Below are 12,185 nucleotides of genomic sequence, written 5' to 3'. Positions count from 1 at the left end.
CGCTGATGCTCACTCCCGCCCCGTCCGGCGGTGATCCGCTGCGGGGCGCGCACTTCTACGTTCCCGGGCCGGCCCGGGGGGCCGCGGCCGGAGCGATCGCCCGACTGCTCGGCCTCACGAGCGCCCCACTGGGCTCCGGTCGCGCGCTCGCTCCCTTCTCTGACTCGCTCTCCTGGGCGGCGTTCTCCCGCACCGTCGCCGAGGACCTTCCCCATGCGAGCCCGAGGGTCGCTCGACAGGTCCGCCTGCTCGAGAGGATCGCCGCCGAGCCCCAGGCCCAGCGGGTCTCCCGCTACTCCCAGGGCGGCACCCCCGCCGGGATCTTCGCCCAGACCGAGAAGATCTTCTGCACCCTCCTGCAGGCCGACCCGCACACGATCCCGATCATCAGCACCTACTTCCTGCATCCCGAGCTCGGCGGGTGCGCGACGCGGGCCGAAATCGACGCCGACGCGCCGAACTTCCGCGCCCAGATCGACGCGATGGCCCAGGCGATCGGCCGGCGCCCGGCCGTCCTCCTGCTCGAGTTGGATGCGGTCGGCTCCTCCTCCTGCATCGCCCGCCACGGCGGGCTCGGCGCCTGGGAGGGGCTGATGCGCTTTGAGGCGCTCACCCTCGAGGCCCTCCCCCACACCGCCGTCTACCTCGAGGGCGGTTACTCGGATTCCAACTCGCCGGCCTATGCGGCGCGGATGCTCAACGCCGCCGGGGTCCGCCTGATCCAGGGTTTCTTCACCAACGACACCCACAACGAGTGGACGAGCGACGAGCTGCGCTACGCGAAGGCAGTGTCGGCCCGCACCGGTGGCGCCCACTTCATCATCAACACCGCCACCAACGGGCGCGGACCGCTGCTCAACCGCCACCCGCGCACCCAGGGGATCGAGGCGCTCTGTAACCCGCCGGGTCGCGGCCTCGGTATCCCGGATACGACCACCCCGGGCCTCAACAGTCACCTCGACGCGCTGCTGTGGACCTTCCCCCCGGGGAACAGCTCCGGCTCCTGTCACGGCGGGCCGCCGAGTGGCACCTTCTGGGTCGCCCGAGCGATCAGCCTCGCCGCTCACGCCAACGATCAGCTCGGGCCCGGGTACCCGTCCCGCCCCTACTGAGCCGCTCCGCCGCTCGATCCGTTGCGGCTCGCCACGCGGGCGGACCGGGTCGGCGCGTCCGCCCGCGATGAACCTCCCGCGGCGAGCATCTCCGTGTCCGCCCGGCCGATCGTCGCCCCGATGCTTTCGGGGGGTCGCCACCGGGCAAATCCGATTCGGACCGGGACGGCGCCGTCCGCGTCTGCGGAGGCGCTGAAGCGGGCACGAGCGACCTCAATGTCGATCCCCGCCATCACGCAGAGGAACTCGTCGCCCCCGAGCCGGATGATCAGGTCGTAGGGGCGCACGAGCGACCGGAGCCGCGCGACGACACGGAGCAGCAGCGCGTCGCCCGCGGCGTGACCGGCGCTGTCGTTGACCGCCTTCAGGCCGATCACGTCGAGATAGCCGACGACGATCGAACCGCCGTTGCGGCTCGCGCGCACGCACTCCAACTCGAGCTCAGCGAGCCCCGGCGCCCGGGTGAACGCCCCGGTGAGAGAATCCTGCACGCTGGACTGGACCATCGCTGCGAGAGCTCGGCAGTGAGTGAGGGCTTCCGCCCGGTCCTGGGCGGCCCGTTCGCGGTCCCTTGCGGCCCACGCCCGTTCCTCGGCTGCATTTTTCATCCGGGCCGCGGCCGCCTCTGCGCGATAGCGCTCGGCGAGCTGACGCGATCGGGCGGCGCTGGCCAGCAGTTCCGCCCCGGTGACCGGACGCCGGCCCCCGGCCCGGAGGTCGTCGAGGTCGAGGGCGTCGAGTTGCACGTCCCGGAGATCGGCAGCGCCGTCACGGGCGCGAGCCGCTGCGTCGGCCGCTCGAGCCCGTGCCTCGCGGGTCTCGGCCGACTGCACGTACTGAGCCGCACTCCGAATCGGTGATCGCGATGGGAGGAGGTGCAGGTGGGGGTCAGGGGGCATGACGCCCCGTCCGAAGTCGGATGCGGCTCGAGGGGCCTCCCGGCTCTCCGCGCGCGACCGGACAGGATTCACCGGCGAGCCTCCCGGGGTGGCCGATCTCAGGCGAGGGCCCCCTGGGTCCGCGGAGGGCGCACTCTCCGTCACGTCTGGGTCGACGTCACGAGGGACCGGCTGAGTGCCGAGTCCTGACTCACGTGCTGGTGACGCGGTGCCAGGAGGTTGAGGTGGCGTCATGCGAACTCCCGGGTTGTCAGCGAGAACAACGCGAAAGTCCGACCGGACTGCTGTCTCTGACAACGGTTCAGCCTCGCCCTTCCAGCAGGACGCTATCACTGCCGGCGGCCAGGAGCAAGACGCGTGCCCGCGGCGGCTGATCTCGCATCGGCCGCCGTCCGTCACCCGCACGGGCGATGGACGGTATGGTGATGGACAGAGGGCCACTCACGGGGCTGGCGATGACAGAAGCGTGAGCCTGGACTTCCGCGGTCCCAGGCACGCGCGGTTCCATGCTCCCCTTTCAACCTCACTCTGCTGCGCTCGGCTCTCGCGCAGCCACTCCGGGCTCTCGAGGGCTGACGACCGCCCTGGATGTCGCCCTCATGAACGCAGTCTGCCTCGGCCAAGCGGACGCGTACGCGGAGCTCTACCGGCGCTATCACCGGCGCGGTCTACGCCTGGCCCAGTCGATCTGTGGACAGTGGACCGACAGCGAGGACGCCGTCCAGGACGCGTTCCTCTCCCTCTGGCGTAACCCGCGGAGTTACCGGGCAGACCGCGGCACGGTCGCCGCCTGGCTCCTGGGGACCGTTCGCAATCGCGCGATCGACGTGATGCGCCGGAACGGGCGCGAACTCGCCCGCCAGACGGTCGCGCAGGCGACGTGCCTCGAGGATGACGGTCCGGCCGATCTTGCTGATGCGACGGCTCTCACTGAGCAGGTGGCAGAGGTGAGAGCCGCACTGCTCCGGCTTCCCGAGCGCCAACGCGAGGCCATCTGCCTGAGCTACTACGCTGGCCTCTCCCACACCGAGATCGCCCGACGGGTCGGACTACCGCTGGGCACGGTCAAGGGGCAGGTGCGTCTCGGTGTCGGCACGCTGGAGCGTCGGCTCGCCCGCCCGAGTCGCTGAGGCTCCATGCGGTGGGGGGGTCTCGGACAGCAGGATGCCGTCGGGACGCAGGGCGGGCGGCATCAGGCCATAGAGGCGCGCAACCTGTCCCGTGAGGCCGACGAGGATCAGGCGCCCTCCCGCGCGTCGCCTGCCTTCGCCCGCCATCGTGATCGTCCACATCCCGACGAGGTCGATGAACGCGAGCGCGCTGACGTCGAGGACGACGAGGCGCTCACGGCGAGCCGCCAGCGCCGCACTCAGCAGCGGGGCGGACATCAGGTCAAGTTCGCCCCACAGAGCGAAGTTGACGGCATCATGGCGGCCACACCGGATGGTGAGCCCCCACTGACGGAGCACCTCCTCCGGGACTGCGGTGTCTGGGGCGGGGGTGGGTGCTGAGGACATGGGCGCGGCTCCGCGATCGCGATCAACGTTCGGCGAAGTCAGAGCGTGCTGCCGGTCTGCACCGACGTCAGTCGCTGCCCTCCTTCCGAACGATAGTGATCAGGGTCGTCGACGTCCAGTCTCCAGGACCCCCACCCGCGGGGCTCAGGCATCCCGCCGAAGCCCCGTTGGCGAGTCACGTCTCGCCGGTCCCCCGGTCCTCCGGAGTTGCCCCTCCGGAAGCCGCCGGGGTGAGGAAGAACAACTCGATCTCGATGTCCGGGCCGACGTGATGGTTGGAGATGAACGCGAGCACCGTGCGGCCCGTGAGTCGCTCGACCGCCTCGATGAACCGATCCTGCATGGCGTTCTGGAACGCGTTGCGCACCTCTTGCACGATCGTGCCGCGCTGGACCTCGATCAGCGTCTTCTCGACGTCGGTGTAGACGCCACTCAGCACGCAGGCGAGAAGATCGTCGCCAAGGAGGATCGTCCTGGCGGACACCGGCTCGCGGTGGTAGTACCGGTAGTGAAATCCGACCATCGCGCTCGTTACGGCGAGCAGCAGTTCGCTGCCACTGAGCGGACCTCGGGGGGACGCCATGCGCCGCTCTCTCTCATCCTCCGGTTCGGTGTCGCACGAAAGGCAGAAGGACGGGAACCCGCCGGGCTCCTGCGAGCATACCCGACCCGCCGCGCGCAGATGCGAAACGCTTGGTCCTCGGCGGTATGGTGGGTCGATGAACCCGCCGAAGGTCACGCGTCCCCAGAATCACGGTGACGCGCTGACGGAGATATCGGACGGCCTCGTCGCGCTGCTCAAGGAGTTCTACGGTCGTGGCCCGAGCCGGGCCAAGACCTACTACGAAGACGACCTCGTCGTCTGCGTCCTCCGCGGGGGCTTCACGCGGGTCGAGCAGACCCTGCTCCAGGGTGGCCGCGGCGCGATCGTCATCCAGCAGCGGATGGCCTTTCAAGACCTCATGCGCGATCGCTTCGAGGCGGTGATCGAGCAGGCCACAGGACGCAAGGTGATCGGCTTCATGAGCGGCAACCAGCAGGACCCGGACATGATGTGTGAGGTCTTCATCCTCGCTCCCAGCGACCTGATCAACGAGCCCGGCGAACCGGGGGATCCCCGGACGTCCTGAGCGTCACTTCCCTACTCTGACGGTCGGCGGCTCCCGTGCGCGAGGGAGAGCACCTCTGCGGCCACGGCCGTCGCCGCCCCGGGGCGGGCACGGCCAGCCGCAGCGGCCGCCATGTTCGCACGGCGGGTACCGTCGGCGAGGATCGTCGTCGCCTCAGCGGCGAGACGCTGAGGGGTGAGTTCATCGTCGGGGAGCAGGACGGCGCCACCGGCGTCGACGAGCCAGCGGGCGTTGGGCGTCTGGTGGTCGCCGGTCACGTTCGGGGACGGGATGAGGATCGAGGGAACCCCGGCCGCTGCGATCTCGAAGATCGAGCCACCGGAGCGCGAGATGACGAGGTCGGCCGCCGCGAGCGCGTCGACGAGGTTCGGGACATAACCGCGCAGGTCATAGAACGGGCCAGGGACGGTGAGGGACGGAAGGTCCCGCTCACCGGCGGCGTGCAGAACCCGGATCGCGCCGACCCCGGGCAGGGAACCCTCAGCGAAGGCCTTCAGTGCGGCGCCGTTGATGCTCGCCGCCCCGAGCGAACCGCCACAGACGACGATCAGGACCTCAGCGTCCGCCACGCCGAAGCGGGCGCGGCCGGCGGCCCGGTCGCCGCGGGCGGCTGGGAGCGGGCGGCCGGTGACGACGTAGCGCGCTCCGGAGCGCCCCGGGATCGGCAGTCCGAGGCAGATGCGCTGGGCGAACGGGGCGAGAAGCCGGTTCGTGAGCCCGAGGTGAGAGTCGATCTCGGTGAGCACGAGCGGCCGGCCCTGCAGGCAGGCGGCGAGCCCGACCGGCCCGGCGACGTACCCGCCGCCGCCGAGCACGACATCGGGATCGATGTCGCGCAGCAACTGTCGGGCGACCACCAGGGCGCGGGCATCGATCGCCACCGCCCGCGGCACCCGAAGCGGATCCCGCCGCGGCAGCGACACGACTCGGAGCCCGTGGAAGGGGTACCCGGCCTCAGGGACGAGGACCACCTCCTGACGGTCGCCGCCGACGAAGATGACGTCGGCGCCCTCAGCCGACAGCGCGTCGGCGACGGCCAGCGCCGGCACCACGTGCCCCGCCGTACCGCCCGCCGCGATCAGCACCCGAGGTCTCGCCACGGCGTTCACCTCCTCGCGTCTGGGACCCGCCCGCACTCGCCGGCACCGCAGCGCGGTCGGCGTCGACGGCCCGGAGCTCCCGGGCTGAGGGGCGGGCGATGTTCAACAGCACCCCGACGGAGGCGAGCAGCACGATCAATGACGTCGGAGCGTAGGACACGAACGGCAGCGGGACGCCCGTGAGCGGGGCGATTCCGAGCACGACGAAGGAGTTGAGCAGCGCCTGGCAGAGGATCAGGGAGGTGATGCCAACGGCGACGAGCTTTGCGTAGCGGGTCGCCGCCTTCCGGGCGGTACGGAGCCCGGCGAAGGCGATCATCCCGTACAGCACGAGGAGGCCGACGATGCCGACGACCCCGAGCTCGTCGCCGATCACGGCGAGGATGAAGTCGGTCTGGGCCTCGGGGAGGTAGAAGTCCTTGATCAGCCCCTGCCCGAGCCCGACCCCGAAGATGCCGCCGGAGCCGACGCCGACCATCCCCTCGACGCTCTGGAAGCCGGTCGTCTTGATGCTCGACCACGGGTGCAGGAACGACGTGAGCCGCGCCGCCTCATAGGAGCTTGACATGATCAGCCCGAGAACGATGACGAAACCGACCGCGGCGACCGTGCCGAGGTACTTCATCGGAACCCCGCCGGCGACGAGGAGCGCGCCGATGCTGAAGATCACGATCATCGCGGTCCCGAGGTCGGGCTCGAGGTAGATGAGTCCACACGCGGGCAGCACGGCGACTCCGACCGGCGCGAGCGCGGGCCGCAGCCCGCGCGTGAGGCGCCTGGGGTTGTCGGCGAGGTAACGGGCGACGTAGAGGATGAGCGCCAGCTTCATGATCTCGGACGGCTGAAACTCGAGACTGGACGTGCCGATCCAGCGGCGGGCGCCGAGAACCGAACGTCCGATGCCGGGGACGAGAACGGCGACGAGCAGCGCAAACGATCCCCACAGCCCCCACCGGACGACCTCCGGGGTGAGGAACGCAAATCCGTGCCGCTCGGTGAAGCGCATCACCGTGAGGCCGATCGCCGCGGCGATGAGGTACATCACGAACTCCTTGGTCCCGAGCCCGCCGCCGCTGATCGCCCCGAGGGGGCTCGACGCCGAGTAGACCATCACCGCCCCGAAGGCGAGCAGGAGCAGGGTCGCCGTCATCAGAACGCGGTGTTCGAGCGGAGGCTGGGACCGGCGGGTGGTCCGCCGGGCGCCGGTGCGGCTCGCGGCGGTCACTCCGGCCGTTGGGGTGCTCGTGGTCGTGGTCGTCGTCATCAGCGGACGAGCTCCCGGAACGCGTCCCCGCGGGCCTCGAAGTCGGCGAACTGATCAAAACTCGCGCACGCCGGTGAGAGCAGGATCGTCACCGGCGCCGGCGCCGCACTCCGCCGGACCGCGACTCGGGCCGCCTCGACGGCGTCGGCGAGCTCGCCGGCGTGGATGATCGGGACGCCCGCCCGCGCGAGAGTCCTCCCGATCTGCTCGGCGTCCTCTCCGATCAGGTATACGGCCGCACACCGTGCGGCGACCGCGTCGACGAGGGGACCGAAGTCCTGAGCCTTGCCCTGGCCGCCGAGGATGAGGTGCACCCCGGCGGGGACGGCGGCGAGCGCGGTCAGCGTCGAGTCGACGTTCGTCGCCTTGGAGTCGTTGACGTAGCGAATGCCGTCGCGGTCGCTGACGAGCTCGAGGCGATGGGGTACCCCGCGGAAGCTGAGGAGGCCCTCGGTGACGGCGTCGGGAGCCAGGCCGCGGGCGAGACAGACCGCCGCCGCAGCCGCCGCGTTGGCGCGGTTGTGACGACCCGGGAGAGTCACCGCGGTCTCCGCCACGCCACCAAAGCGAACCTGGCGGGCCCGGGTGGGCACTTGATAGCCCTCCGGGAGGACGGCGACGTCGGTCGGCCGCTGGTGGGCGAAGATCCGATGCTTGGCGTCGCGGTAGGCGGCGAAGCTGTGGTGTCGGTCGAGGTGATCGGGGCTGAGGTTGAGCAGGACGGCCGCCTCCGGGGAGAAGGCGACGCAGTCCTCCAGTTGAAAGGAGGAGCATTCGGCGACGATCGTGGCCGCCGGGTCGACTCGGTCCACGAGTGATGAGAGGGCGGTGCCGACGTTACCGGCCGTGGCCACCGGGGCGCCGGCAACCCTGTGGATATGGGCGATCCACTCGGTGGTGGTGGTCTTCCCGTTCGTACCGGTCACCGCGATGAACTCGTTCGACAGGAGGCGCCAGGCCAATTCGAGCTCGCCGAGCACCGGCATCCCGCGCTTGCGGGCGCCCGTGACGAGCGGAGCTTCGGCGGGGACGCCGGGGCTCTTGACGAGCGTCTCGGCGCGTGCGAGGAGAGCGAGATCGGCGGCATGCAGCTGGACTTCGACGCCGATCGCCGAAAGCCTCTCAGCGACCTCGCTGAGGCGATCAGAGCCGGCGGCGTCGGCACCGATGACCGTCTCGCCGCGCTCGGCCAGCAGCCGAGCGGCGGCCTCTCCGGACCGGGCGAGCCCGACGACGAGGAAGGGGCCCGCGGGCAAGCTTGGGTGTCGAGCGTCCGCGGGCACGGCAGCGGGAGCGGGAGGCGTCAGTGGGCCGGCAGGCCGCGGATGCTGTGCTGATAGAGGGTGAACCCGACGGCGCCACAGGCCGCCGCGACGATCCAGAAGCGGAGGATCACCTTCGTCTCTGACCAGGCCTCCATGATGAAGTGGTGGTGGATCGGCGCCATCTTGAACACGCGGCGTTGGAAGTAGCGGAAGGAAAACACCTGGACGATCACTGACGCGGCCTCAATCACGAAGATGCCTCCGATGATGATCAGCAGGACCTCCGTGTCGGTCATGATCGCCAGCGCCGCGATACCGCCACCGAGGGCGAGGGAACCCGTGTCCCCCATGAACACGCTGGCGGGAAAGCTGTTGAACCAGAGGAAGCCGATGCAGGCGCCGCACAGGCAGCCGGCGGCCAGCTCCAGGTCGTGATAGCCGGTCCCCGTGGTGATGAAGGTGATGCCCATGTAGGCGAGGAAGGCGATCGCACAGCATCCGGCGGCGAGCCCGTCGAGGCCGTCGGTGAGATTGACGGCGTTCGTCGTCGACGCAACGACGAGGTAGACGAAGACGATGAAGAACGGTCCGAAGTCGATGTGAGCGTCGAAGGGCCGCAGCGACACGGACGTCGAGACGTGGGCCCAGTGCACCGCGATGAACCAGATGAGCACCGAAATGGCGATCATCCCGATCATCTTCGTCCGGGCGCGCAGCCCGAGCGAACGCTGGTGGTGGACCTTGATGTAGTCGTCGCAGAATCCGAGGAAGGCGCAGGCGAGGACGGCGGCGAACACCCCCATCGACTTGGCCTCCCGCGTGGAGAGGGAGATATAGGGGATCGCGAAGGAGAGCACGATCACGATTCCGCCCATGTTCGGCGTGCCCTGCTTGGCCGCGTGATGGGTGATCTCCTCCTGGATGCTCTGCCCCGAGCTGCGCCGACGGAGAAACTCGATGAACTTCGGGCTGAGGAACAGGCACATCAACAGGCTCGCGGAGGCGGAGATGAGCACGCGGCCGGCCTGGGAGGTGATGAGCGCCGCATGGTCGACGGCGAGCACGAGAAGCCGGTTCATGCCGGCACCAGGGCGGCGCACACCTGGTCGAGGGCGACCCCTCGCGAGCCCTTAACGAGGACAACGTCCCCGGGGCCGAGAAGGTCATGGAGCCGAGCTTGCGCTGCCGCCGCGTCAGCGACCCGATGGATCGGCCCGCTGAAAGCGTCGGCGATCGCCGCGGCACGCGGACCGACGGTGATGATCACGTCGGCGCGCCCGTTCGCGTACGCCCCGATGGCGCGATGGAAGGCGATCTCCGTCGGGCCCAGTTCGAGCATGTCGCCGAGGACGGCGACACGGCGACGGCGCTCGGGCGCCGCCGCTGCCGCGAGCTCGTCCAGGGCGGCCCGCATCGAGACCGGGTTGGCGTTGTAGGCGTCATCGAGCAGGGTCACCCCGTCAGGAAGCTCCACGCGGGCGCCCCGGCCCGGTGAGAGAGCGAGGCGAACCGGGCCGGACGGCGTGACGCCGACCGCGTCAGCGGCGGCGACCGCGGCCAGCAGATTGCGACGCAGATGGGCCTGGGGAAAGTCGACCTCGAGGACGAGCTCACGATCAAACAGGGCGATCTCGACCACGCCGGGCCCCTCCGCACGCAGAAACACGTCTCCTCCCGGCCCGAACCGGACCGTGGTCAACTCCGGCCGGACATGCGGCTCCAGCAGCGGCTCGTCAGCCGGGATCACCGCCGTCCCCGTCACCCCGAGGCCGGCGATCAGTTCGGCCTTGGCCGCCGCGATCGCCGCAATGCTCCCGAGCAGTTCGAGGTGGACCGGGCCGATCGAGACGATCACGGCGACGTCCGGCTCGGCGATCGCGGCGAGTTCGGCGATCTGGCCGGGCCCGCGCATCCCCATCTCGAGCACGACGACCGCGGTGTCAGGCGGCACGGCGAGAAGCTCGAGCGGGAGCCCGATCTCCGTGTTGTGGTTGCCTCGCGACGCGTACGTGACACGCTTGCCCTCGAGCACGGCGGCAAGGAGATCCTTGGTGGACGTCTTGCCCGTCGATCCGGTGACCCCGATCACGCGGGCGCCCGCCTGACCAAGCTCGCGTCGCCACGCACGCGCGAGGCGCTGCAGGGCCGCAAGCGGGTCCCGCGCGGACAGAACGACTCCCGGAGCCGTGGGTTCGGACCCTCCCAGGAGCGACGACGCGTGGTCCGGGGTGGTGAGCACACCCCACGCCCCCGCGGCAAGGACCACGGGCCCGAACCGCCCGCCGTGGGTGCGTTCCCCCGGCAGGCCGACGAACAGGACCCCTGGACCGGCCGCGCGCGAGTCGACGCTGACGCGGACGGGGCCGACCCCCGCCTCGGACCTGACGAGGAGGTCCGCCCCCGCCTCCCGGGCGATCCTCTCGGCGTTCCAGCTCAGCATCGGGACGTCAATCTAGCCATGCCGCTGGACGGCGCCGAGCGCCTCACGCGCGACCGCGAGGTCGTCAAAGGGCAGCTTCCGGCCTCCGGCGAACTCCTGGCCCTGCTCATGGCCCTTTCCGGCGATCAACACGATGTCTCCCGCCTCTGCAGACGCGATCGCGCTGTGGATCGCCCGGGCGCGGTCGACCTCGACTTCCGCCCGTCCCGGGATCGGGGCGACGATCTCCGCAATGATCTCCGCCGGATCTTCTGAGCGCGGGTTGTCGGATGTGATGATGACGTGGTCGGCCTCACGGACGGCGATCTCCCCCATCAACGGCCGCTTGCCACGATCCCGATCCCCGCCGCAGCCGAACACGACGTGCACGCGCCCGGTGGTGAGCGCACGAGCCGTGAGGAGTACGTTGTGCAGCGAGTCGGGAGTGTGGGCGTAGTCGACGATCACGGCAAAGGGCTGGCCGGCGTCAACGGTCTGGAAGCGGCCCGGCACCTGCCCGGCCGAGGCGATCGCCCGGCGGCTCACCGACAGCGGAACCCCCTGGCTGTGGGCGGCCGCCAGGGCGGCGAGCACGTTCGCGACGTTGAAACGGCCCCGCAGCGGGGAACGGAGCTCCTCCTCACCCTCGGGGGTCCGGAGGGTGAAGCGGGTGCCGTGGATGTCACTGTCGATGTGATCGGCCCGGACGTCCGCCCGCGGATTGTCGATGGCAAAGGTGATCCCTCCGAACTCGGCGGCAAGCCGAACCCCGTAGGGGTCGTCGAGGTTGAAGATCGCCACCTCCGGCGCGTGCTCGGAAAACAGCCGCCGCTTGGCCTGGAAGTACGCCTCCATCGTCTGATGGAAGTCGAGGTGATCCTGGGTCAGGTTCGTGAACACGGCGGCGGTGAAGTGGACACCGTCGACGCGGTGCAGGTCGAGGGCGTGGGAGGACACCTCGATCGCGGCGGCACGATCACCGGCGCTCACCATCTCCCGGAAGCTCTGCTGCAGGTCGACGGCCTCCGGAGTCGTGCGGCTGACCGTCGCAGCCGTCCCCCCGATGATGCTCGTGACCGTTCCGAGCAGTCCGGTCTGACGCCCGTCGGCTTCCAGGAGCGATCGGATCAGCGTCGCGGTCGTCGTCTTGCCATTCGTGCCGGTGACCCCGGTGACGGCGAACTCACGGGTTGGGTCGCCGAAGAAGCGGCTTGCCGCCGGGCCCATCGCCGCGCGCACGTCCTCGACAACCACCTGCGGGAGCGCGAGCCCGTCAACGCGGTGGTCGACGACGATCGCCACAGCGCCGGATGCGGCGGCCGCAGGCGCAAAGGCGTGGCCGTCGGAGGTGAAGCCGCGCACGCAGAAGAACAGCGACCCGGGCGCGACCCGGCGGTGGTCATAGTCGAGCCGCACGATCTCGGGCCCGCCGCCCGGCACCGGGATGGGGTCGAACAACTCGCCCAGTTGCATTGGCTC

Annotated in this window: 12 protein-coding genes; 3 read left to right on the top strand and 9 right to left on the bottom strand. The window is 70.2% G+C overall.

Annotated features, from left to right (window positions below; genetic code table 11):
• Positions 1 to 5 precede the first annotated feature (5 nt).
• Complete coding sequence (locus M3M55_RS10095) at positions 6 to 1,112, top strand: glycoside hydrolase family 6 protein (protein WP_249009377.1); 1,107 nt, start codon at positions 6 to 8, stop codon at positions 1,110 to 1,112.
• Here the strand turns inward: M3M55_RS10095 and M3M55_RS10090 are convergent.
• Positions 1,106 to 1,945 (bottom strand): diguanylate cyclase, encoded by an 840-nt coding sequence (locus tag M3M55_RS10090; RefSeq protein WP_249009376.1) that lies wholly within the window; start codon positions 1,943 to 1,945, stop codon positions 1,106 to 1,108. The genes M3M55_RS10095 and M3M55_RS10090 overlap by 7 nt on opposite strands.
• A 665-nt stretch (positions 1,946 to 2,610) precedes the next feature.
• Between M3M55_RS10090 and M3M55_RS10085 the strand changes: the two genes are divergently transcribed.
• Positions 2,611 to 3,141 (top strand): RNA polymerase sigma factor, encoded by a 531-nt coding sequence (locus M3M55_RS10085; protein WP_249009375.1) that lies wholly within the window; start codon positions 2,611 to 2,613, stop codon positions 3,139 to 3,141.
• On the opposite strand, the gene M3M55_RS10080 is transcribed toward M3M55_RS10085, so the two are convergent.
• Both M3M55_RS10080 and M3M55_RS10075 read right to left on the bottom strand, forming a co-directional pair.
• Positions 3,061 to 3,528, bottom strand: a complete 468-nt coding sequence (locus M3M55_RS10080) for an STAS domain-containing protein (protein ID WP_249009374.1) — start codon at positions 3,526 to 3,528, stop codon at positions 3,061 to 3,063. The genes M3M55_RS10085 and M3M55_RS10080 overlap by 81 nt on opposite strands.
• Before the next feature lie 175 nt (positions 3,529 to 3,703).
• Complete coding sequence (locus M3M55_RS10075; protein ID WP_249009373.1) at positions 3,704 to 4,111, bottom strand: Na-translocating system protein MpsC family protein; 408 nt, start codon at positions 4,109 to 4,111, stop codon at positions 3,704 to 3,706.
• A 136-nt stretch (positions 4,112 to 4,247) separates the two neighbouring features.
• Here M3M55_RS10075 and M3M55_RS10070 point away from each other — a divergent pair, with 136 nt between their 5' ends.
• Positions 4,248 to 4,658: a DUF2294 domain-containing protein gene (locus tag M3M55_RS10070; protein ID WP_249009372.1), complete on the top strand. Its 411-nt coding sequence runs from the start codon at positions 4,248 to 4,250 to the stop codon at positions 4,656 to 4,658.
• An 11-nt stretch (positions 4,659 to 4,669) separates the two neighbouring features.
• On the opposite strand, the gene M3M55_RS10065 is transcribed toward M3M55_RS10070, so the two are convergent.
• Genes M3M55_RS10065 through M3M55_RS10040 form a run of 6 tightly spaced genes read right to left on the bottom strand, consistent with a single transcriptional unit; the run spans position 4,670 to position 12,179 of the window.
• A complete protein-coding gene (locus M3M55_RS10065) occupies positions 4,670 to 5,707 on the bottom strand; it encodes a glycosyltransferase (protein ID WP_249009371.1) in 1,038 nt (345 codons plus the stop codon).
• Positions 5,670 to 7,022, bottom strand: a complete 1,353-nt coding sequence (locus M3M55_RS10060) for an FtsW/RodA/SpoVE family cell cycle protein (protein WP_249009370.1) — start codon at positions 7,020 to 7,022, stop codon at positions 5,670 to 5,672. Before M3M55_RS10060 ends, M3M55_RS10065 begins: the two co-directional genes overlap by 38 nt.
• Positions 7,022 to 8,278, bottom strand: coding sequence for a UDP-N-acetylmuramoyl-L-alanine--D-glutamate ligase (gene murD / locus M3M55_RS10055; RefSeq protein ID WP_249009369.1), 1,257 nt, complete (start codon positions 8,276 to 8,278; stop codon positions 7,022 to 7,024). Before murD ends, M3M55_RS10060 begins: the two co-directional genes overlap by 1 nt.
• 47 nt (positions 8,279 to 8,325) lie before the next feature.
• The gene (gene mraY, locus M3M55_RS10050) at positions 8,326 to 9,366 is read right to left on the bottom strand and encodes a phospho-N-acetylmuramoyl-pentapeptide-transferase (protein WP_249009368.1); all 1,041 of its coding nucleotides are present in this window, start codon (positions 9,364 to 9,366) and stop codon (positions 8,326 to 8,328) included.
• The gene (gene murF / locus M3M55_RS10045) at positions 9,363 to 10,727 is read right to left on the bottom strand and encodes a UDP-N-acetylmuramoyl-tripeptide--D-alanyl-D-alanine ligase (protein ID WP_249009367.1); all 1,365 of its coding nucleotides are present in this window, start codon (positions 10,725 to 10,727) and stop codon (positions 9,363 to 9,365) included. The genes mraY and murF overlap by 4 nt, the downstream gene beginning before the upstream one ends.
• Before the next feature lie 12 nt (positions 10,728 to 10,739).
• A complete protein-coding gene (locus tag M3M55_RS10040) occupies positions 10,740 to 12,179 on the bottom strand; it encodes a UDP-N-acetylmuramoyl-L-alanyl-D-glutamate--2,6-diaminopimelate ligase (RefSeq protein WP_249009366.1) in 1,440 nt (479 codons plus the stop codon).
• Positions 12,180 to 12,185 lie beyond the last annotated feature (6 nt).

It is taken from the genome of Conexibacter sp. DBS9H8 (assembly GCF_023330685.1).
In the GTDB taxonomy this organism is placed as follows: domain Bacteria; phylum Actinomycetota; class Thermoleophilia; order Solirubrobacterales; family Solirubrobacteraceae; genus Palsa-465.
The sequence above is the reverse complement of the archived record's forward strand: the minus strand, read 5'-3'. Positions and strand labels throughout refer to the sequence as shown.

Bases quoted from the DNA above. Each gene is read 5' to 3' on its own strand.
- M3M55_RS10095 (WP_249009377.1), top strand. From the start codon at position 6: ATGCTCACTCCCGCCCCGTCCGGCGGTGATCCGCTGCGGGGCGCGCAC.
- M3M55_RS10085 (WP_249009375.1), top strand. From the start codon at position 2,611: ATGAACGCAGTCTGCCTCGGCCAAGCGGACGCGTACGCGGAGCTCTAC.
- M3M55_RS10080 (WP_249009374.1), bottom strand. From the start codon at position 3,528: ATGTCCTCAGCACCCACCCCCGCCCCAGACACCGCAGTCCCGGAGGAG.
- M3M55_RS10075 (WP_249009373.1), bottom strand. From the start codon at position 4,111: ATGGCGTCCCCCCGAGGTCCGCTCAGTGGCAGCGAACTGCTGCTCGCC.
- M3M55_RS10070 (WP_249009372.1), top strand. From the start codon at position 4,248: ATGAACCCGCCGAAGGTCACGCGTCCCCAGAATCACGGTGACGCGCTG.
- M3M55_RS10060 (WP_249009370.1), bottom strand. From the start codon at position 7,022: ATGACGACGACCACGACCACGAGCACCCCAACGGCCGGAGTGACCGCC.
- mraY (WP_249009368.1), bottom strand. From the start codon at position 9,366: ATGAACCGGCTTCTCGTGCTCGCCGTCGACCATGCGGCGCTCATCACC.
- murF (WP_249009367.1), bottom strand. From the start codon at position 10,727: ATGCTGAGCTGGAACGCCGAGAGGATCGCCCGGGAGGCGGGGGCGGAC.
- M3M55_RS10040 (WP_249009366.1), bottom strand. From the start codon at position 12,179: ATGCAACTGGGCGAGTTGTTCGACCCCATCCCGGTGCCGGGCGGCGGG.